General features: G+C 33.3%; 20 protein-coding genes and 1 other annotated feature. Of the genes, 10 read left to right on the top strand and 10 right to left on the bottom strand.

Going from position 1 to position 20,765, the window contains the following annotated elements; genetic code table 11:
- The 7 genes from BUB63_RS10175 to trpS form a co-directional block, all read right to left on the bottom strand.
- The coding region (locus BUB63_RS10175) for a transposase (RefSeq protein ID WP_035166597.1) at positions 1 to 211 on the bottom strand (211 nt) is incomplete at its 3' end.
- A 336-nt stretch (positions 212 to 547) separates the two neighbouring features.
- Complete coding sequence (locus tag BUB63_RS10170; protein ID WP_073249554.1) at positions 548 to 1,594, bottom strand: ABC transporter substrate-binding protein; 1,047 nt, start codon at positions 1,592 to 1,594, stop codon at positions 548 to 550.
- Positions 1,578 to 2,378: an ABC transporter permease gene (locus BUB63_RS10165; RefSeq protein WP_027308343.1), complete on the bottom strand. Its 801-nt coding sequence runs from the start codon at positions 2,376 to 2,378 to the stop codon at positions 1,578 to 1,580. The genes BUB63_RS10170 and BUB63_RS10165 overlap by 17 nt, the downstream gene beginning before the upstream one ends.
- The gene (locus tag BUB63_RS10160) at positions 2,372 to 3,196 is read right to left on the bottom strand and encodes an ABC transporter permease (protein WP_073249552.1); all 825 of its coding nucleotides are present in this window, start codon (positions 3,194 to 3,196) and stop codon (positions 2,372 to 2,374) included. Before BUB63_RS10160 ends, BUB63_RS10165 begins: the two co-directional genes overlap by 7 nt.
- Before the next feature lies 1 nt (position 3,197).
- On the bottom strand, positions 3,198 to 4,238 hold the full coding sequence (gene potA, locus BUB63_RS10155) for a spermidine/putrescine ABC transporter ATP-binding protein (protein WP_073249550.1): 1,041 nt from the start codon (positions 4,236 to 4,238) through the stop codon (positions 3,198 to 3,200).
- Positions 4,239 to 4,255: 17 nt separating this feature from the next.
- Complete coding sequence (locus BUB63_RS10150) at positions 4,256 to 4,795, bottom strand: helix-turn-helix domain-containing protein (RefSeq protein ID WP_073249548.1); 540 nt, start codon at positions 4,793 to 4,795, stop codon at positions 4,256 to 4,258.
- Between the two features lie 414 nt (positions 4,796 to 5,209).
- On the bottom strand, positions 5,210 to 6,208 hold the full coding sequence (gene trpS, locus BUB63_RS10145) for a tryptophan--tRNA ligase (RefSeq protein ID WP_027308339.1): 999 nt from the start codon (positions 6,206 to 6,208) through the stop codon (positions 5,210 to 5,212).
- 45 nt (positions 6,209 to 6,253) lie between these two features.
- Positions 6,254 to 6,485: a binding site (T-box leader), on the bottom strand.
- A gap of 172 nt (positions 6,486 to 6,657) precedes the next feature.
- Between trpS and BUB63_RS10140 the strand changes: the two genes are divergently transcribed.
- Entirely contained in the window at positions 6,658 to 7,245 is a 588-nt protein-coding gene (locus BUB63_RS10140) for a metallophosphoesterase family protein (protein ID WP_027308338.1), read from the top strand.
- A gap of 205 nt (positions 7,246 to 7,450) precedes the next feature.
- Here BUB63_RS10140 and BUB63_RS10135 read toward each other — a convergent pair whose 3' ends face one another.
- The gene (locus BUB63_RS10135; protein ID WP_084106728.1) at positions 7,451 to 9,376 is read right to left on the bottom strand and encodes a BMP family ABC transporter substrate-binding protein; all 1,926 of its coding nucleotides are present in this window, start codon (positions 9,374 to 9,376) and stop codon (positions 7,451 to 7,453) included.
- 133 nt (positions 9,377 to 9,509) lie between these two features.
- On the opposite strand from BUB63_RS10135, the gene BUB63_RS10130 reads away from it, so the two are divergent.
- Complete coding sequence (locus BUB63_RS10130; protein WP_027308336.1) at positions 9,510 to 9,806, top strand: hypothetical protein; 297 nt, start codon at positions 9,510 to 9,512, stop codon at positions 9,804 to 9,806.
- 25 nt (positions 9,807 to 9,831) lie between these two features.
- On the opposite strand, the gene BUB63_RS14035 is transcribed toward BUB63_RS10130, so the two are convergent.
- Positions 9,832 to 9,954: a hypothetical protein gene (locus BUB63_RS14035; RefSeq protein ID WP_278298880.1), complete on the bottom strand. Its 123-nt coding sequence runs from the start codon at positions 9,952 to 9,954 to the stop codon at positions 9,832 to 9,834.
- Positions 9,955 to 10,167: 213 nt separating this feature from the next.
- Here BUB63_RS14035 and brnQ point away from each other — a divergent pair, with 213 nt between their 5' ends.
- The 4 genes from brnQ (at position 10,168) to BUB63_RS10110 (ending at position 15,674) form a co-directional block, all read left to right on the top strand.
- Complete coding sequence (gene brnQ / locus BUB63_RS10125) at positions 10,168 to 11,454, top strand: branched-chain amino acid transport system II carrier protein (protein WP_073249546.1); 1,287 nt, start codon at positions 10,168 to 10,170, stop codon at positions 11,452 to 11,454.
- A 23-nt stretch (positions 11,455 to 11,477) separates the two neighbouring features.
- Positions 11,478 to 11,717: a hypothetical protein gene (locus BUB63_RS10120; protein WP_027308334.1), complete on the top strand. Its 240-nt coding sequence runs from the start codon at positions 11,478 to 11,480 to the stop codon at positions 11,715 to 11,717.
- A gap of 356 nt (positions 11,718 to 12,073) precedes the next feature.
- Positions 12,074 to 14,416 (top strand): hypothetical protein, encoded by a 2,343-nt coding sequence (locus tag BUB63_RS10115; protein WP_073249544.1) that lies wholly within the window; start codon positions 12,074 to 12,076, stop codon positions 14,414 to 14,416.
- 13 nt (positions 14,417 to 14,429) lie between these two features.
- Positions 14,430 to 15,674: a competence/damage-inducible protein A gene (locus BUB63_RS10110; RefSeq protein ID WP_073249542.1), complete on the top strand. Its 1,245-nt coding sequence runs from the start codon at positions 14,430 to 14,432 to the stop codon at positions 15,672 to 15,674.
- 5 nt (positions 15,675 to 15,679) lie between these two features.
- Here BUB63_RS10110 and BUB63_RS10105 read toward each other — a convergent pair whose 3' ends face one another.
- The gene (locus BUB63_RS10105) at positions 15,680 to 16,123 is read right to left on the bottom strand and encodes a YaiI/YqxD family protein (protein WP_027308331.1); all 444 of its coding nucleotides are present in this window, start codon (positions 16,121 to 16,123) and stop codon (positions 15,680 to 15,682) included.
- A 99-nt stretch (positions 16,124 to 16,222) separates the two neighbouring features.
- On the opposite strand from BUB63_RS10105, the gene BUB63_RS10100 reads away from it, so the two are divergent.
- From BUB63_RS10100 to BUB63_RS10085, 4 genes are all read left to right on the top strand, one after another.
- Positions 16,223 to 18,085, top strand: a complete 1,863-nt coding sequence (locus BUB63_RS10100) for a sigma-54-dependent Fis family transcriptional regulator (RefSeq protein ID WP_073249540.1) — start codon at positions 16,223 to 16,225, stop codon at positions 18,083 to 18,085.
- Between the two features lie 234 nt (positions 18,086 to 18,319).
- Positions 18,320 to 20,116, top strand: a complete 1,797-nt coding sequence (locus tag BUB63_RS10095) for an aldehyde ferredoxin oxidoreductase family protein (RefSeq protein WP_073249538.1) — start codon at positions 18,320 to 18,322, stop codon at positions 20,114 to 20,116.
- Positions 20,117 to 20,128: 12 nt separating this feature from the next.
- Positions 20,129 to 20,353 (top strand): MoaD/ThiS family protein, encoded by a 225-nt coding sequence (locus BUB63_RS10090; protein WP_073249536.1) that lies wholly within the window; start codon positions 20,129 to 20,131, stop codon positions 20,351 to 20,353.
- 212 nt (positions 20,354 to 20,565) lie between these two features.
- Positions 20,566 to 20,765, top strand: a 200-nt coding sequence (locus BUB63_RS10085) for a transposase (protein ID WP_479722841.1), incomplete at its 3' end; no start/stop codon positions are given.

Below are 20,765 nucleotides of genomic sequence, written 5' to 3'. Positions count from 1 at the left end.
AGATGTATTCAAGTAAACATAATTTAAAAAGAATAACTGCATCATAGGCTTTTCTTCCTCTGTTTTCACTATATTTTTCTTTTACGATATCATATACAAAAGAAAAATCAATAATTGAATCTATTTTAACAAGAAGATGATCTTTAGGTACTAATTTTTCATATATCATATTTGTCATAATATCAATTTGTTGATTGTTCTTATTAAACATAAAAGACCTCCGAAAAAATATTTATGCATATTTATTATACCATAATATTTTTTCGGAGGTCTCCCACCCAGGTGAAATGTGACATTTTCCATAAAATATTATCTTAAAATTTAAGTTTAACGAAGTCTTCAACTTTTATAAGTAGTTAACCAATAATGTTTAACCAGTAAAAATTTATGGCAAAACCAGATTTAAAATAATAGTGTATTCAATTATGCTGAGAAATGGAAGATATCCATATGGATTTAGATTTTAATCTGTCTAATATAAAGTGAGTATATCAAAAAAGTGACATTACCAAAAATAGGTAATGTCACTTTTCACTTGGGTGGCACTTTAATGGGCTGCCTTGACCTCTGTCCAGATTTTATCGTATTCCTTTAGCATATCCGATAAATCCTTATATACTTCACATCTCTTTAAAACTTCTTCATCAGGATATGCCGTTTTATCATACTTGGTTTCTTCATCAAGAAGCTTATATGCCTCCTTATGTGGTGTAGAGTAGCCTATATATTCTGTGTTTTTCTTTGCAATTTCTGTTTCGAACATAAAGTTAATAAACATTTCAGCTTCCTTCTTGTGCTTTGAGGTCTTTGGTATTACCATACAGTCTACAAAAAGGTTGCTTCCTTCCTTTGGAACTGCAAACTCTAAATCAGGGTTTTGTTGTTTCATAAATACAGCATCTCCAGCCCAAGCTACAGCAAGTGCAGCCTCACCAGATATCATCTTATCCTTTATTTCATCCCCAACATATGCAAGTACAAGAGGTTTTTGTTTAATAAGTTCTTGTTTTGCCTGTTCCAATTTGTCCTTATCAGTTGTGTTTAATGAATATCCAAGCTTTTGAAGTGCAACTCCAATTGATTCTCTTTGGCTGTCAAGCATAAGTATTTGTTTTTTATATTTTTCATTCCAAAGTATATTCCAGCTGTCAACAGGGTCAGATACCATCTTTTTATTATATACTATTCCAACGACACCCCACATATATGGAACGGAGTATTCGTTGTTTGGGTCAAATTCAAGTCCCTTAAATTTTTCATCTATATACTTATAGTTTGGAACATTTGAAAAGTCAATCTTTTGTAGCATATTTTCCTTTATCATCTTTGAAATCATATAATCAGATGGAATAGCCACATCATAGGCTGTGCCTCCAGATTTTATTTTAACGTACATATCCTCATTTGTAGCGAAGGTTTCATAGTTAACCTTTATTCCATATTTATTTTCAAATTCAGATATAACAGATTCATCAATATAATCTCCCCAGTTATATACATTAAGTGTTACCTTTTCTTCCTTAGAACAAGATGTAAATGGGAGCATAATAAGTACCATCAGAAAAACAGCTAAAAATTTATTTATTTTTTTCAATTAAACTCATCTCCCTTTCTTCCTTATTTGTTATTTTATTTATAAGAAGCAGAAGTATTAAAACAGTTAAAAAGAGCAGAGTAGATAGAGCATTTATTTCAGGTTTTATACCACGCCTTGCCATCGAATAAATAGTTATAGATAGGTTTGATACACCGCTTCCTGTTGTAAAAAAGCTAATTACAAAATCATCAACTGACAGGGTAAAAGCAAGCAGTGCACCACTAATAATTCCAGGCATAATCTCTGGTATTATTACCTTCCTTAATGCATAGGAGGGTGTTGCACCAAGATCAAGGGCAGCTTCATATATATTTGGGTTTAGCTGCTTTAATTTAGGTAGTACAGATAAAACAACATAGGGAAGACAAAAGGTTATGTGGGATATAATCATTGTAAAGAGCCCTAATTTTAAATTTAGTGCAATAAACAAAACCATTAAAGAGATTGCAGTAACTATATCAGGATTTAAAACAGGAAGATAGGTTATATTTAAAAGTATCTTCTTTTGTCTTCTATGCATATTGTGTATTCCTATTGCAGCAAGTGTGCCTAAAAACGTTGAAACTGCAGATGCAATAACTGCAACAAGCAGAGTATAGTACATAGCTCGCATAATTTGTCTATCCTTAAAGAGCATAGAGTACCATTTAAATGTAAATCCTGTAAAGCTTCCCCTTGATTTTGATTCATTAAAGGAAAATACAATAAGTATTATGATGGGGGCATATAGGAAAAAATATATAAGAGCAGTATATACTCTCTTTAAAACTTTATTTACCATAGATTTACCCCCTCCTTATCCTTATCAAATCGGTTCATAATTCCCATTGATATTAATATAATAACCATCATAACGATAGATATTGCAGAACCAAAATTCCAGTCACCAACATTTATAAACTGTTGTTCAATTAAGTTACCTATTAAGGTAAATTGGCCTCCTCCAAGTAGTCTTGAAATTGCAAAGGTTGTAACAGAAGGCATAAAAACCATTGTTATACCAGATATTACACCTGGTAGACTAAGAGGAAGTGTAACCTTTATAAATGTTATGATTTTATTTGCTCCAAGGTCATTTGCAGCCTCAATTAGGCTTCTATCTATTTTAATTAGAACTGTATAGATTGGTAGAACCATAAAGGGTAAAAAGTTATATACCATACCTAATACTACTGCACTGTTTGTATACATTATATTTAAAGGGCCTAAACCAATAGACGTTAAGAATTTATTTAATATACCGTTCTTTTCAAGCAGCGTCATCCAAGCATAGGTTCTTAAAAGAAAATTCATCCACATAGGAATTAAAAACAAAAGAATTAGAGTATTTCTGTGTTTTATATTTGCTTTTGATATTATATAAGCAATAGGATAGCCTAAAAGTAGGCATATAATAGTACTTATTAGTGCAAGGTTTATTGAACGAAGTAAAACCTCAAGATAGATTGGTTCAAAAAATCTAACAAAATTTGAGAAAGTAATTCCAGACTTTAAGCCATTTTTAAAGGTAAGGCTATATAGTAAAACAAGAAATAGTGGGAGTACAGCAAAAATTGTCATCCAAAAGAGGTAGGGGTAAGCATAATTTTTCCTTTTCATCCTACCTCACCTTTTTCATAATATGTATGTTGTCTGGCTCAACATCAAGGTAAACCCTTGTTCCCTTAGGTTCCATCTTGGTGCTGTGTATCTTAAAGGTATAATTTTTAGTGTTTACTGTCATTTCATAGTGTACTCCCTTAAATATTACGTTTTCTATATAGCCTTCTATTTTACCGTTGTTTTCTCGGGAAAGTGTGATATCCTCAGGTCTAATAACTACATCAACAGGTTCGTTATTATCAAATCCCTTATCAACACATTTAAATTTAACTCCAAATATTTCAACAAGGAAGTCCTCAAGCATAATTCCATCTATTATATTGCTCTCACCAATAAAATCAGCAATAAAGGCATTTTTGGGTTCGTTATAAATATCCTCAGGACGGCCTATCTGCTGGATAACTCCTTCATTCATAACAACGACTGTATCTGACATTGTTAAGGCTTCCTCTTGGTCGTGGGTTACAAATATAAATGTTATTCCAAGGGACTGCTGCATTTTTTTAAGCTCAGTCTGCATTTCTTTTCTAAGTTTTAAATCAAGGGCACCTAAGGGTTCATCTAATAAAAGTACATCAGGCTCATTTACAAGGGCCCTTGCAATTGCAACTCTTTGTTGTTGTCCACCACTTAGGGAGGATATCTCTCTTTTTTCAAATCCATCAAGGTTTACAAGGGAAAGCATATTTTTAACTCTCGTTTGTATTTCGCCCTCACTTACCTTTTTTATTCTAAGCCCAAAGGCAATATTTTCAAAGACATTTAGGTGTGGAAAGAGTGCATACTTTTGGAATACTGTATTTACCTTTCTTTGATAGGGTGGAAGATTAGTTATATCCTTTCCCTCAAAGTAAATTTTCCCACTGGTTGGGGTTTCAAACCCTCCAATTAATCTTAAGGTTGTTGTTTTACCACACCCACTTGGTCCTAATAGAGTTATGAATTCATTTTTTCTTACATAAAGATTCAAATTTTTAATAACAGTATTATCTTCGTAAATTTTAGTTATGTTGTTAAGTTCAAGTATTTTTTCTGACAATTTATATCCTCCCTTCATTAAAAAGTAGGTGGACTCGAAATCCATAATACCTGCGATTTTGTTTTACAATTATTTTTAATATAATGATTTGAATTTGGTTTAAAATAAAAACATTCTCCTTTTTTGAGCTTATATTTTTTGTTTCCTATAAAAAGGATAATAGAACCGCTTAAAACATATCCAAATTCTTCACCATTGTGGGGTGTATCAATCTCTGATGAACCTCCTTCATCAAGGGTAATAATTATAGGCTCCATAATATTTTTTTGAGCATTTGGAACTATCCAGCTTATAATGTTTTTTAGCTCTTCGTTTTCCTTTTCGAAGGCGTCCTCCTTTTTAAAGACAACCTTTTCATCACTGTCGTCATTAAAAAAATCCTTAATGTTTGTTCCAAGGCATTCTAATATGTCCATCAAAGTTGCAATAGAAGGGGATGTTAAATCCCTTTCAAGTTGAGAAATAAAGCCCTTTGACAGTTCGCACCTATCGGCAAGTTCCTCCTGTGTTAGGCCATTTTTAATTCTTAATTCCTTGATTTTTTCACCTATCCTCATTTTTACACCCTTTACTATTATATTAAACTTTTTGTTTACTATTACTAAACATATATAATTATATAACATAGGTAAAAAAAGTCAATATATTAAATTAATAGAAGTGTATTTTATTAATAAGTGAAACATCCATTTCTATAAGTGGGTTATGAATGTTACTTGACTTGAAAAATAAAAATAAATACATAGCAAAAACCCAAGCTAAACTCAAAAACATAGTGGTATCGTTTGGGAGGAAACAGTCCTTTGAGAGGGTGGGTAGTTTGCTCTAATTGTAGTATTGACAATGAAGCTGCCACCTTTATAGGTGTATGTAATTAACTAAGAAAGGAGCTAATAAATCACTTATTAGCTCCTTTTGATATATTTTAAGGTAATATATGGATAATGTCACATTTCACCTGGGTGGCACTTTTATAGCTGTATAAATCCTATTTTTCTTTGCATTTTTCTTAGAGTTTTATTTGCCACATAGTTTGCCTTTTCGGCACCTTTTCTGTATATTGATTCAAGGTATGCTTTGTCCGATAGAAGTTTGTTTACCTCATCTTGAATTGGCTTTAGCTCTTCAATTATAATTTCTGCAACATCCTGCTTTAGCTTTGCATATCCCTGACCTTCATAGTCTGCTACTATATTTTCAGGCTTTTTTCCTGTGATTGCAGATATAATGTTAATTAAGTTCTTTATTCCAGGCTGTTCGTCTGTATAGTTAATAACTCCAACAGTATCTGTTACAGCTCTTGAAATCTTCTTTCTAATTACATCTGGTGAATCGTTTATTAATATATATCCATTTGGATTATCCTCTGATTTTGACATTTTCTTTTCGGGGTTTTGTAGGTCCATTATTTTTGCTCCAGCCTCAGGTATATATGCCTCTGGGACCTTAAAGGTTGGGCTATATAAATTATTAAACCTAATTGCTATGTCCCTTGCAAGTTCAAGATGCTGCTTTTGGTCCCTTCCAACAGGCACAAGGTCTGTGTTATATAAAAGTATGTCGGCTGCCATAAGTACAGGATAGTTGAAAAGTCCTGCACTAATGCTCTCACCAAGCTTTTGAGATTTATCCTTATATTGTGTCATTCTGCTAAGCTCTCCCATATAGGTAAAGCAGTTTAAAAGCCATTGTGCCTCACTGTGGGCAGGAACGTGGGATTGAATAAATAGAGTACATTTATCAGGGTCTATACCTGATGCTATGTAGGTTGCAAGTATTTGAAGTGTACGAGCCCTTAAATCCTTTGGTTCCTGTTTTACTGTGATTGCGTGAAGGTCAACAACACAGAAATATGAATCATATTCCTCCTGAAGTTTTACCCAATTTTTTATAGCACCTAAATAGTTACCTAAGGTTAATTCACCAGAGGGTTTAATTCCACTAAACAATACCTTTTTTTGTTCTTCCATAATAATCCTCCTCTCAAATGTATAAAAATAAAAGCCCTATGCAAAGCATAGGGCGTAAAATTACGCGGTACCACCTATTTCAAGAAGCAAAGGCTTCTCCTCTGAAGGATACAAACATATCCTGCTCCTTTAACGGTGAGCCTCCGTTTTAGGCTACTTAAAGTTCACCCAAATCCTCAAGGACCCATTCGGCCTATGGTAAGTTACTGCATTTCCACCCCCAGCAGCTCTCTTTAAACATCCCATATGCTTACTTGCTTCCCTTCATCAGATTTGATTTTTTATTTTTTATTTATTTATTATATGCAAAAAATACATAGCTTACAAGTATTTTATAAAATTTTCTATGCATAAAAATTAATAAAATATTACAAAAATTTCACATATATTAACTTTTGTAAATATTGTGGTATAATATTTTAGACTACTTATGAAAAGAGGGACAAAAGGTGAAGATACTTGTTGTTTCAGATAGAGAATCAAGCTATATATGGGACCATTTTGATAAAAAAAGGTTTGAAGGGATAGACCTTATAATTTCCTGTGGTGATTTAAAGGCAGAATATCTGTCTTTTTTAGTAACTATGATAAATGCACCTTTATTTTATGTACACGGAAATCACGATAGAAGCTATATAAACAATCCTCCTGAGGGATGTACCTGTATAGATGATAAAATAGTAGTATTCAATGGTATAAGAATATTAGGTATCGGTGGAAGCCCTCTATACAATGGAAAGGAATTTCAATATACAGAAAAGCAGATGGAAAAGAGGGTGCAGAGGCTTATACCTAAAATTTGGTGGTATGGAGGCTTTGATATTTTAGTAACCCACACACCTGCCTTTGGACTTGGCGATGCACCTGATGTTGTACATACGGGGTTTAGAGTGTTTAGAAAATTGCTTGATAAGTATAAGCCTAAGTACTTTCTTCACGGACACCAGCACCTAAACTATGCAAATGGAACAAGAATAATAAACTACAACGAAACAACTATAATAAATGGATACAGATACCATATATTCGACTACTAAAAAGTGCCACCCAGGTGAAATGTGACATTACCATATTATGTAACATTTCACCTGGGTGGGAGACCTTCGAAAAAATCAAATCGTTTTTTAAAACATACCATTTATTGTATCTTGTACTATATTTATATACTATATGTTGTGGTGGCGATTTTTAAGGTATCATTTTTTCAGAACTCTTGGTGGCGAATCTAAAATTAATTTTTTATTAAGTTTCTAATAGAACTACATTATCAACATACCACTTCATTGAAAGTATCTGTTCATATGTTGCAGTGTCTCCCTTTTCGATTCTAAGCATTCCTGTATTATCGTATATAGGACCTGTAAAGGGATTATACAGCCCATCTGCAATCATTCGTTTCATAAATTCAACAAGTTTTTGTGTCTCTTCAGGAACATCGTTTTTAGAGTAGTAAATATCCAAAACTCCTGCATCAATTCCCCACCAGAAGTTATAGGACTTGTTTGTTCCTGTAAATATATCTGTGATATTTTTTACCTGTTCATTCAAAACGCTCTTTAATATCTTTTCATAGAATATTCCCCATCTCCAAATAGGAGCAGCGTAGTACTTTTCAGGTTTTTGAGTTTCACTATTTATTGATGTTAGCATAGAATAAACGCCAAACATCTTTGTTACAGGATGATTTACATCTATAGTCATATTAGAGATTATATCAACACCAAGTTCGATTAATTTTTTATCTGCATCTATAGACTTATCTCCCTTATTCCAATCTCCAGTCCAGACAACATAAACTGAAGCATAAGGGTTTACAAGCTTTGCACCAAGTGAAAAGGCATTTATAGAACTTATTACCTCGTGGCTTGGCGATGTTGCAACATATCCTATTTTGTTATTTTTAGTCAGTGCACCTGCAATAAGACCAGTTAAAAACCTTGGCTCATAGGTTCTTCCAAAATAGTTATTAACCTGTGTATAGGGCGAAAACTCCGAACAGTTAAAGAACTTTATATCAGGGTATTCGAGGGCACATTTCAATGTTTCATTATGGTATATAGGACTTGTTGTAAATATTACATCATATCCAACCTCGGCAAGATCCTTAAATACGTTATATGCACCTTCTCCAAAGGGTACATTTTCAACATATTCAGTAGAAACCTGTTCCTTTAGTACCTCCTCTATATGTTGTCTTCCAAGCTCGTGGGCATAAGTCCACCCCGATGATTCAATGGTTCCAGCATAGGCAAATAGAACCTTAAGCTTCTTTTTAGGTATAACAAATGTACTTAATGTTTGAATTAGATTTTCCTTAACCTCAAGGGGAGAGGTTTGTATGTTTGCATAGTCGACATTTGATAAGGATTTAAGTTCAGGAATTAAAAGCCTTATTCTTTGAGTTACCTCTTCCTTAGAAGTATCAATAAAGGGTAGTCCATATAGCTTAAAGTATTCAAATAGTGCATCTCCAGTGGTTATAGGGATGTTTTTACCACCTAAGGATATATATATTTCCCTAAAGGGTATATAAATATATCTTTCGAAATACTTATATCTATTTTCCTTAAATGCCTCTGATTCGATATTGAGACTATCTATGGCTTTTAAAAGCCTGTTAAATCTATTTTTTTTGCTAAAATAAATTGAATTTAATCCTGTTATTTTATTAAAATTCAAAAACTCATAGTATATCTTTATATCGTGGTTGTTTTCATCGTATTTTGGAATAATTCTTGTTACATCTGCAGGTATCGAATAGGCATCAAAATACTTTAAAACGCTAACCCTTTTGTTGCCCTCAACCACATAAAACCAGTTTAGATACTCGTAAACCTTGATAGGATCCCTTATTCCCTCCTCAAGATGGGCAGCACATAGGTTTACCCATTTTGTCTGCATTTCTGTGTTTTCGTTTAAAAGGGGCATAAAGTTTCGTGCAAAGGACAAACTCCTAAGGTGTGAATAAGTTCCAACAACCTTCTTAAGGGGTATTTCAACAATTCCAAGATTAACTTCTGAAACAATATCTGTATTTTTAATAACACCCTCAAGGGATGGAAGATACCCAGACTCACCCTTTGAGGCGTATTTATTGTATTCCTTTATAGCTAAACGTCTTGCCGCAGAATAATGCTCTCTTGCTTCATTCAAAACATTATTTTTCATCTACATCACCCTTAAAAGTCAAACTATAGTTTATATTATATTCTACAATATTTAAAAAAAATAGCAAAGAAAATATTAATTTACTTTTAAAAAATATCTTTTGTGGAAAAATAAAATATAAAGAGGTGATAGGATGGACGAAAGATGGAGGCAGGGAATGTATGTGTTCCCATTTGTACCCTTTACAAATCTATACGATATTAAACAGGAGCACGACACCTACAGGGTTTATGTAAATGGCGACTATATAGGAAACAAGACAATATTTAGCCAAGGAGAAGATATTAAAGACATTGAGGGATTTTTAAAGAGCAGAGGTTTTAAAAATATATCTTCACAAATCATAGGAAATCAGTATAATATAGAAGTTGCAGATGAATTTTTAGAAGAAGCAAAAAGAAACCTCAATGTTTATCTTAATAATAGATAAGCAGGAGATATCTCCTGCTTAAAATTTATCTTCTAAAAAGATTTTTTAAGGCTTCCTTTGTTTTTTCCATAAATTGTTCCTTTTTCTCAAGATAATTTTTGTAGGTTTCTTCATCATAATATCTTTCATCATCCTTATAGAAGCCCATAATAGCATCACCTCATCTTTATTATGTGCAAAGTGGATATTTTTAATGTGTTATGTTAATAGATTAACAAACAGTAAATTTAATACACCATTGAATAAAAATACTATATTATTTTTCTTGCAATTATGTAATTATCACATTATAATTAAAAATATAAAAATATTATTAAAATATTTATAATATTTTTACAATTATACCAAGGAGGTTACGAAGATGAAAAAATTCAATGATGTACTTGTAATTGGACTTGCACTATTTGCAATGTTCTTTGGAGCAGGTAACCTAATATTCCCACCATACATTGGACTTTTATCGGGAGACAGGTGGTTTATATCACTAATAGGTTTTCTTCTAACAGGAATAGGTCTGCCTTTAATAGGAATTATAGTTATGTCTAAAAATGATGGTAAGTTTGAAAATTTTGCAGGAAAAGTTGGGACAAACTTTAGTAAAGGACTTGGAATAATAATAATGCTTGCCATAGGACCACTTCTTGCAATACCAAGAACTGGTGCTACAACCTATGAAATGGCTATAAAGCCAATTTTCCCAGGCGTAAGCCCAATAGTTGTTACAACAATATATTTTGCAATAAATCTATATCTTGTTATAAATCCATCATCTGTTGTAGATAAGATAGGAAAAATACTAACACCAGTTCTTTTAACAATGCTTGCAATAATAATATTTAAAGGAATAACTACACCAATAGGTACACCAGTTTCAACAGGAATAGAAAATCCATTCTCAAAATCCTTTGCAGAAGGATACCAAACAATGGATGCCCTTGCCTCAACAGTATTTGCAGGAATAGTAATTGCAAGTGTAGTAGCAAAGGGATATAAGGATACAAAGGATCAAGTAAAACTTACACTTCTTGCAGGTGTGATTGCAGCAACAGGACTTCTTCTTGTATATGGAGGACTTATGTATCTTGGTGCTACAGCATCAGGAATTGCAAATGCTGATATATCAAAGACTCAACTTACAATAATGATTACAGAAAAATTACTTGGAACATTTGGTAAGGTAGCCTTAGGTATTGCGGTTGGATTTGCCTGCCTTACAACTTCAGTTGGACTTACTGCAACAGCAGGGGAGTTCTTCTCAGGTTTAACTAACAACAAATTAAGCTACAAGCTTGTTGTAACAGTTGTTACTATCTTTAGTGCAGTTGTATCAAACTTTGGAGTTGAAAAGATAGTAAAACTTGCAGTGCCATTACTTGTTACTGTATATCCAGTTGTTATAGTTCTAATAATACTAAATATATTTGATGAATTTATAAAGAACAAAAACTGCTATGCAGGTGCAGTATATTTAACACTAATAGTAAGTATAGTTGACGGACTTGCAGCAATAGGGGTAAACTTAAAGGGTGTACAAGCAATGATAGCAAAACTTCCATTTGCAAGTGCAAGCTTTGCTTGGATTGTACCAGCTTTAGTAGGATTTATAATACCACTTATATTTTCAAAAAAGAAACAAACAAATAACTAAAATAAATTGAGGGGTGGGGGGTCTTGCAGATACCATTACCACCTGTAATGCCTAAGTTTATGGTATTTAGGTTTATTGCAGGGATAATAATAAGGCTTATAGGATTATGGGGATACTATATTTTATTAATAGGTTTAGTTACAGTAGTATGTTTAAGGTTTTCATATAGGGCATATAAAAATGGAAGTTATGAGACAGTGTTTTTGATAGTGTGTTTTTTTCTAATAATAGTTGGAGGAATAATTGCATTGGTTAATTCATAAGGGTGTTAGAAAAAGATATATCATTATAAGCCATATGAAGGCTTTTAGGCATTCGTTTATTTCGCTAATCAAATCTAAGCTTTTCTTTGTTTGAAAAAGTCCTACCCTCGCGATGCCATCGTCCTGATGGCCGCTCGGCTCGGCACGTCCTGTGCCGAATTACGGACTTTTTCAAAGTCGAAAAGCAAGATTTGCTAAAGCTCATAAAAGAGCCAATACACCTTCATATGGCTTTTTTAAAATTGATTGAACTATTTATATTATGTAGGTACATAAGGGTGTTAGAAATATCTTTTCTAACACCCTATATTTATAGTATATTATAATTAAGTATGTATAAATTTGGGGGAATAGATATGATAAGACACGCCGTATATGTTGAGGAAAAAGGATATGTATATAAAGATGAAATAAATAAAGATGATTTAAATAGGATTGTAGAAATGTTTAATTTAGAAGAAAAAAATGTAGGGGATACCTATACATATTTTAAACTGGATTCTTCGGATTCTGTAATCATTAAATCCTTTTTAATAGATGATAAAAATGCACTTCACATAGTTTTATTTGATGAAATTAATCCACTCAATTTGATTAAAGAGAACATTTTTATAAATACCCTTGAGGATGTAGAAAATCTTAAAAGAGAAGTGGAAGAAAACTTTAATTATGATGATGCAGAGGAGTTTTTAAAAAACAGACAGGATAGAAGTATAAAAGACATAGCCTATCTTCTTTTAGAGGGTGAAAAAGTAACAATAGTAGATAAAGTGGAAAACCATAATAAATGGTTAGAGGCAATATACTATTGTTTCAATGAAGCCTCTTCAAAAAATATAACCTTCACAACAAACCCCTACTTTAAAGGCGATGTAAGGTTATATATATTTGACGAAAATATACAAAAATCATCCTATACATTTGACTTTAAAAGAGGAATAGGCCCAAAGCTTATGATAAATACACCCTATGTTAAATTTATAGATTCAGGTGTATATGCCTCAAAGAAAATATACCGAACCTATATGAACTTTATGGAGTATTTCAACTACACTTTACTTGATGAAGAGCTAAATAATAGTTATAATCTATTTCTCCTTTTAAACGTTCCTAATCTTATAAATGATGGTGTGGCGATAAAGGAAGCTCTTAAATTTCTTTTAAAATACATAAAACCTGAAGAGAGACAAGCCTTTATAGAAAACTATATAAACTCCCTTGATTTACTTTGGGATAAAATAAGTAGTGATATTGCAGAGGAATTCTATCTTTTTATGTTTAAGGATATTGAACACAAAAAGGGAATATATGATAGAATAGTCTCTATATTTTATAGGAGCTATTTTAACATACTAAAGGAAATAGTTGGTTTTGATAGTGCAGTTGAACTGTTTGAAAGGATGTTAGAGTTAAACAAGGAAAAGCCCTATTTTAAAACCTATGTACTTGATAAAACCTTCTTTAAATTTGTTGAGGATTTTGTTGACCTTGATGTGGCAAATGAAATTTCCCTCTATATTGCAATATCCTGTGCAGTAAGTTCAGGACTTTCCTATATTCAGCTAAAAAACATAGAGGGCTTTAATAAAACCTTAACACAAGGTATAAGTGATAGGATAATAAAATATATATTAGATAAAATAGAGGGGGATTTAGATTTTGCTATAGGATTTATAATAGATGTTGAAGGAATATTAGAAGCCCATTTAATAAGAAATAAGCTATATGAAATATATAAAAGGGAAAGCAGCGAAGTAAAAAGAAGTATATACAAAAGGTTAATTGAAGCAGACAAAAAGGAGCTATCCTTTGAAATCTTCAAAAGAGGTCTTGAAGAGAGTGAGGATGCAGTAAAATATTTTGAAGAATATAGAAGAGAAATTTTAGACTATTTTATGGAATATTCAAAGGAATATTTAGGAAAAATAATAAACGAGTACTTTAAAAGTTTAAACAGGCAGGATAGATTTCAGGAGGCAAAGAAGCTCCTATTTGAATATATAATAAACACATCCTACACAATAAACAAAGAGGCAGAATGCAGTATAGTACAAAATTTTGAGCTTGGAATTACCCTTGAAAACTACCTTGAAAATAAGGAACTTATTGAACAGGTAAGAGCTATAAAGGCAAGGAGAGAGATTAAAACAAGAATTGATATGTCTTTTTTAGATGTAATATACCTAATAGATGATTTTAGTGGTGGAGACTTTGGTGAACTTATTGATGAAATAAAATATGTAATAAAAGAGTATGATATAGAAACCAGCATAAGGCACAGAAACATAATACTATATAAAGTAGGTAAATACCTGACAAATTTTGAATACCATAAGACTCTATTTGATATTTTTTATGATGAAGAGGACATACTTACCTACTTTGAATTTATAAAAATAAATAGAAGGGAAGAGAGCTATAAAGACATACTCTCAAGCTTTATTGTCTACTACCTATACTACATAGAACCAAAGTATAGGCTTTTAAATAGAGAGGATAAAAATACTGAAATAGAAGATGCAATAATAAATGAACTTACAACCTTTAAAAGCAAGGATTTAGACTATTTTGATGAAAAAATTAAAGAAACCTTTGAAAATTTACATTTAAGTATTCCTGTAAAATGGAGTATAATATTAAATAATACAAAACAAAGGATGACTTTAAAATATAAAATCTTGAACCTTTTTAAAGGGTAAATGAGGTGAGGTTATGAAGGCAGAACTTATATGTGTTGGTACAGAACTATTACTTGGAGACATTATAAACACCAATGCAGCCTTTATCGCAAGAAACTTAGCAGCACTCGGGATTGACCATATATATGAGGCGGTTGTAGGTGATAATAGGGAGAGGTTACTATGTCAACTTGAAATTACAAAACAAAGGGCAGATATTATTATTCTCTGTGGAGGGCTTGGCCCAACACAGGATGATTTAACAAGAGAAACGGTTGCAGAACATTTAAATAAAAAGCTCATATATAACGAAAATGTATATAAGCATATAGAAGAATATTTTAGAAAAATAAAAAGGCAATTAACAGAGAATAGCAAAAAACAGGCCTATGTAATAGAGGGTGCAAAGGTTTTGATGAATGAGTGGGGAACAGCACCAGGGCTTATATGTGAAGCTGAAAACAAAACCTATATACTTCTCCCAGGTCCCCCAATGGAGCTTGAGCCTATGTTTGAAAAGTATGTACTTCCATATCTTAAGGAAAAGAGCGGAAATGTAATCCTATCAAAAACAATTAAGATTATGGGAATCGGAGAAGCCCAAGCAGAGGAGATGATTCTCCATTTGATAAACAGCAAAAACCCAACTATTGCACCCTATGCAAAAAATGGAGAGGTACACTTTAGAATAACTGCAAAGGCAAAGACAGAAGAGGAGGCAAGAGGTTTAATAGAGCCTGTATATAATAAATTAAAGGAGATTTTTGGAATAAACATATATGCAGAGGATGATGAGACTTTAGAGGAGGTTGTAGCAAAGCTTCTTCTTGAAAAAAATCTTAAAATTGCCGTTGCTGAATCCTGTACAGGAGGACTTGTTACAGCACAGCTTATAAACTACCCAGGAATATCAAAGGTTCTTTTAGAGGGTGTTGTAACCTATAGTAACGATGCAAAAAAGAGCAGGTTAAATGTTAGCGAAGAAACATTAAAACTACACGGGGCTGTTAGCTATCAGACTGCAATAGAGATGGCAGAGGGTGTTGCAAAGACAGCAAAGGCAGATGTTGGAATATCCACAACAGGAATTGCAGGCCCATCTGGAGGAACAAGTAAAAAGCCTGTTGGACTTGTTTATCTTGGGGTATATATAAAGGGATATAAAACCTTTAAGGAGCTAAGATTTACAGGAGATAGACAAAAGATAAGAGAGAGGGCAGCAAAGGAACTTTTAAACTTTTTAAGAATGGAGCTAAATACAGAGATGATTGGGAAGTAGCCCAATCATCTCACAAAATTCTGTTCAATTATTCTTCTTAAACTCTTTTCAAAATTAAGGTTATTTGTATGGGTTCTTTTTTTAGGATTTGATGTTCTTCCACCACTTTCCCTAACCTTGTAATTTACATATCTTTGCATAAGAAGAGAATCGATATTTTGATTTGTAAATATAAGACCATTTTGATTTATTGCAAAGGTTCCCTTAGATAGAACCATTGCAGCAACACCATAATCCTGCGTTACAACAATATCGCCCTGTTTTGCTTCGTTTACAAGGGCAAAGTCAACAGAATCACGTCCCTTTCCTACGATAATTGTTTTAGAATATCCATCATCTATAATATGGGATGTATCCATAAACATTAAAACATCCAGTTTATACTCCTTAGCAACCTTTACAATTATATCCTTCACAGGACACGCATCAGCATCAACCAAAATCCGCATAACTACCTCCAACAATTTCTGTTTAATAAAATTATATGTTTAATTGTATCAAATAATTTTATGTAAAGGTATAAAAATAATTTAAATAGGGGGATTTTTATGAATAGGGATAAAGACTACATAAAGAGGTCCCACGACAGATGCCACCTCTACAACATTGATAAGAAATTAAAATATAGTAGAATTATACTTACCCAAAATGAACTAAATGAGAGGCTAATAAAAAATAGAAAGCTTATTTTATCTGCTATTCCCTTTATGAATATGCTCTATGATTTTGTAAAGGGATATGATTTTTTTCTTATTCTAACAGATAAAGAGGGTTGTATTTTAAATATCTTAGGAGACCAAAACATACTAACAGAGGCCTTTGAGCTTAAGATGGTGCCAGGTGCCTTTATGTCTGAGGAGGCAATAGGAACAAATGCTATGGGAACAGCCTTAAAGGAAAAAAGGCCTGTTCAGGTCTCAAAGGATGAACACTTTATATATGCCTACCATAAGTGGACGTGTTCTGCAGCACCAATTAGAAACAAAGATGGTGATATAATAGGATGCCTTGACATTACAGGCTATAGCGAAAATGTCCATCCCCATACCTTAGGAATGGTTGTTGCAGCAGCCTTTGCGATAGAGAGGGTTATTGAAAATGAAGTTTATCTTGATGAAATAAATAAATCAAAAAGGTATATAGAAAGGATATTTAATTCGATTGAGGCTGGAATTTGTGCCTGCAGTGAAGATGGAAGTATCGGATATTATAATAGTAGATTCAAGAACCTATTTAATATAAAAAAAGATGGCGTATCTATGTGCGACTTAATATATGATTATGATGAAATAAAAAAGAAACTTTTAAAGGATGGGGAGGTAAAGGATTTAGAGGTTTATGTTAAGGCAGATATAAATAAGCTCTCTTTGACCTTAAGTATATATCCAAGCTATACCTCAGGTGAAAAGGAGTATGTATGCGTATTTAAAGAGATTAAAAGGGAAAGAAGGTTGATAGATAAAATATCCTCCTCAAAGGCAATATACACCTTCGATAAAATAATAGGTCAGAATGAAAATTTTAAGGAGACCGTTGAATATGCAAAAAAAATCTCAGATAGCAAATCAACTATACTAATACTTGGAGAGAGTGGAACAGGTAAGGAGGTATTTGCCCAGTCCATCCACAACTATAGCAGTAGATGTGATAAGCCCTTTGTTGCTGTAAACTGTGCAGCAATCCCTACAAACCTAATAGAATCTGAACTATTTGGTTATGAAGAGGGTGCCTTTACAGGTGCAAAAAAGGGAGGATATGAGGGTAAGTTTCAACAGGCAAATGGAGGAACAATATTCTTAGATGAAATAGGTGATATGCCCCTTGATATGCAGGTTAAGCTTCTTAGGGTTATAGAGGAGGGGGTTATAGTAAAAATAGGAGGCAATACCCCAAAGTATGTAGATGTAAGGATAATAGCAGCAACCAACAGGGACTTAAAAAGGCTTGTTGGGGAGGGAAGGTTTAGAAGTGACCTATACTATAGACTTAATGTACTTCCTCTATATATTATGCCCCTTAGAGATAGAAGGGATGACATACCCTATTTAATCAAATATTTTATGGATAAGTTATCAAAAAGGCTAAATAAAAAGCCTGTAATTATAGATGATAATGAAATGGAGAGATTAATTTCCTATGACTGGCCAGGAAATATCAGGGAGCTTGAAAACTATGTTGAGTATGTAATAAACATAGGCCATATACCACAGACACTAAAGGAGGTAAGTGAAAAGGATGTAAATAGGTTTACCCCAAGAACATTAAGTGAAGTTGAAAAGAGACACATAGAAAATACACTGAGGCATTTTGAATACAGTGTAACAAAGGCAGCAAAGGCACTTGGTATAGGCAGAAACACCCTTTATAGAAAGATAAAGGAGTATAATATAGACCTGTCTGTTCCAAAATAGAACAAAGTTCCAATATAGAACACCTATTATATAACAAAAATGAGCTATAATAGAACAGTATAATTTAATATGTTTATTGGTGATTGTGGCAGGCATTTTATTATGTCCTGCCCTTTCTTATTCAATAGACATTTTTAAGCCTCTACTACACAGAAGGGCTTTTTGGCATAAATCTTGCTCTTTATAGATTAAGTTTCAAATAGTTTGAAACTTAATATGAAGGGAGGTTTTTATATGTTTGGCTACAGGGGAACAATACTTAGAGTGAACTTAACAACAGGTGAAATTAAAAAGGAAGAATTAGACAAAAACCTTGCTGAGAAATTTATAGGAGGAAGGGGACTTGCCACAAAACTCTATTATGATGAAGTTGGAGCAAAGGTAGACCCCTTTGATGAGAAGAATAAGATAATAATCGCAACAGGCCCTCTAACAGGAACAATAGCACCAACAGGTGGAAGGTATATGGTTGTAACAAAGTCCCCCTTAACAGGGACAATTGCTTGTTCAAATTCTGGTGGGTTCTTTGGTGCAGAGCTTAAAAATGCAGGTTATGATATGATTATTATAGAAGGAAGGGCACAAACTCCTGTGTATTTATGGATAGAGGATGATGTTGTTGAAATTAGGGATGCATCACATCTTTGGGGTAAGGTTGTATCTGAGACTACAGATGAACTTAAAAAGGTTTCAAAGGAAAAGGCGAGGGTTCTATGCATTGGCCCTGCTGGTGAAAAACTTTCAAAAATTGCAGCCGTAATAAATGACTATGACAGAGCAGCAGGACGTTCTGGCGTTGGTGCTGTAATGGGCTCAAAGAATTTAAAGGCCATAGTTGCAAAGGGAACAGGAAAAGTTGAACTTAAATCTGAAGATGAATTAAAGCAGACTGTTCAGGATTGTATAAAGAAATTAAGGGATAATGGCGTTACAGGACAGGGACTTCCAACCTATGGAACTGCAGTTTTGGTAAATATAATAAATGAAAATGGTGTTTTCCCAACTAATAACTTTAAAGAGGCCTACTTTGAAAAGACAGACAACATAAGTGGAGAGACTATGACTGATAAGTATCTTGTAAGAAAGAACCCCTGCTATCGATGCCCAATTGCCTGTGGAAGATGGGTAAAGATTGAAGCATTAAATATGGAGGCAGGCGGTCCCGAATATGAAACCCTATGGGCCTTTGGTGCAGACTGTGGAATTGATGATATTCAGGCTATCTTTTTAGCAAACCACCTATGCAATGAATATGGTCTTGATACAATCTCAACTGGTGCAACAATAGCAGCTGCTATGGAACTCTATGAAAAGGGACTAATAAAGGATGATGAGGTAGAGGGAACACCACTTAAGTTTGGTAACAAGGATGCAATAATTGAATGGACAAAGAAGATGGGACTCCGTCAAGGGTTTGGAGATAAACTTGCAGAGGGTTCCTACAGGCTATGTGAAATGTATGGTGTACCTGAACTTTCAATGTCTGTAAAGAAACAGGAACTACCAGCCTACGATCCAAGGGCAATACAGGGACACGGACTTGAATATGCAACATCCAATAGAGGTGGATGCCACGTTAGAGGGTATATGATTTCACCTGAAATCTTAGGTCTTCCAGAAAAACTTGATAGGCACTCACTCCAAAATAAGGCTGAATGGGTTAAGGTATTCCAAGACCTTACAGCGGTTATAGACTCCCTCGGACTTTGTCTATTTACCTCCTTTGCACTTGGTGCAGAAGACTATGCAAAACTTTTAGATGCAGCCTGCGGATTTAACTATGATAAAGACAGTATCCTTGAGGCAGGGGATAGGATATACAACCTTGAGAGGATGTTTAACCTTGATGCTGGAATAGATCCAAGTGAAGATACACTTCCAAAGAGACTATTAACTGAGCCTATTCCAGATGGCCCATCAAAGGGACACGTTCATAGATTACAGGAGTTACTACCAAAATACTACGAGGTTCGTGGATGGGATGAAAAGGGAATACCAACAAAGGAGAAACTACAAAAACTTGGTCTATAAAGGATGATTTTGATGAGGGTTAGAGTAAAACTATTTGCTACCTTAAGAGATGGACGCGATAAGGATAGAGTGTATGAGCTTAGGGATGGAACAAGGGCAATAGACGTAATTAATATGCTGAACATTAAATTAGACGATGTTAAAATTCTTATCATAAACGGACAGGATGGAGATTTTGATGTGCAGCTTAAGGATGGGGATATACTGTCAATATTTCCACCTGTTGGTGGGGGATGAAGAAGGAGTAGGGAAACCTACTCCTTCCTTATATATGTTTAAGTTTAAAGAGGTTCTCCTTTGCGAAAGCCCCATTAATGGATTTTTCAGGCTCTTTCATAAGCTTTAGCAGTTATTGCTTTTCGACTTTGAAAAAGTCCGTAACTCGGGAGACCTCCGAAAAAATATTATGGTATAATAAATATGCATAAATATTTTTTCGGAGGTCTTTTATGTTTAATAAGAACAATCAACAAATTGATATTATGACAAATATGATATATGAAAAATTAGTACCTAAAGATCATCTTCTTGTTAAAATAGATTCAATTATTGATTTTTCTTTTGTATATGATATCGTAAAAGAAAAATATAGTGAAAACAGAGGAAGAAAAGCCTATGATGCAGTTATTCTTTTTAAATTATGTTTACT

Source organism: Caloramator proteoclasticus DSM 10124, assembly GCF_900129265.1.
Taxonomy (GTDB): Bacteria; Bacillota; Clostridia; order Clostridiales; family Caloramatoraceae; genus Thermobrachium; species Thermobrachium proteoclasticum.
Note: the sequence above shows the minus strand (reverse complement) of the source record. Positions and strands in the feature narration are given on the sequence as shown.

Bases quoted from the DNA above. Each gene is read 5' to 3' on its own strand.
- BUB63_RS10110 (WP_073249542.1), top strand. From the start codon at position 14,430: ATGAAGGCAGAACTTATATGTGTTGGTACAGAACTATTACTTGGAGAC.
- BUB63_RS10105 (WP_027308331.1), bottom strand. From the start codon at position 16,123: ATGCGGATTTTGGTTGATGCTGATGCGTGTCCTGTGAAGGATATAATT.
- BUB63_RS10130 (WP_027308336.1), top strand. From the start codon at position 9,510: ATGGACGAAAGATGGAGGCAGGGAATGTATGTGTTCCCATTTGTACCC.
- BUB63_RS10165 (WP_027308343.1), bottom strand. From the start codon at position 2,378: ATGGTAAATAAAGTTTTAAAGAGAGTATATACTGCTCTTATATATTTT.
- BUB63_RS10150 (WP_073249548.1), bottom strand. From the start codon at position 4,795: ATGAGGATAGGTGAAAAAATCAAGGAATTAAGAATTAAAAATGGCCTA.
- brnQ (WP_073249546.1), top strand. From the start codon at position 10,168: ATGAAAAAATTCAATGATGTACTTGTAATTGGACTTGCACTATTTGCA.
- BUB63_RS10135 (WP_084106728.1), bottom strand. From the start codon at position 9,376: ATGAAAAATAATGTTTTGAATGAAGCAAGAGAGCATTATTCTGCGGCA.
- BUB63_RS10090 (WP_073249536.1), top strand. From the start codon at position 20,129: ATGAGGGTTAGAGTAAAACTATTTGCTACCTTAAGAGATGGACGCGAT.
- BUB63_RS10095 (WP_073249538.1), top strand. From the start codon at position 18,320: ATGTTTGGCTACAGGGGAACAATACTTAGAGTGAACTTAACAACAGGT.
- BUB63_RS10115 (WP_073249544.1), top strand. From the start codon at position 12,074: ATGATAAGACACGCCGTATATGTTGAGGAAAAAGGATATGTATATAAA.
- BUB63_RS10160 (WP_073249552.1), bottom strand. From the start codon at position 3,196: ATGAAAAGGAAAAATTATGCTTACCCCTACCTCTTTTGGATGACAATT.
- trpS (WP_027308339.1), bottom strand. From the start codon at position 6,208: ATGGAAGAACAAAAAAAGGTATTGTTTAGTGGAATTAAACCCTCTGGT.
- BUB63_RS14035 (WP_278298880.1), bottom strand. From the start codon at position 9,954: ATGGGCTTCTATAAGGATGATGAAAGATATTATGATGAAGAAACCTAC.
- BUB63_RS10100 (WP_073249540.1), top strand. From the start codon at position 16,223: ATGAATAGGGATAAAGACTACATAAAGAGGTCCCACGACAGATGCCAC.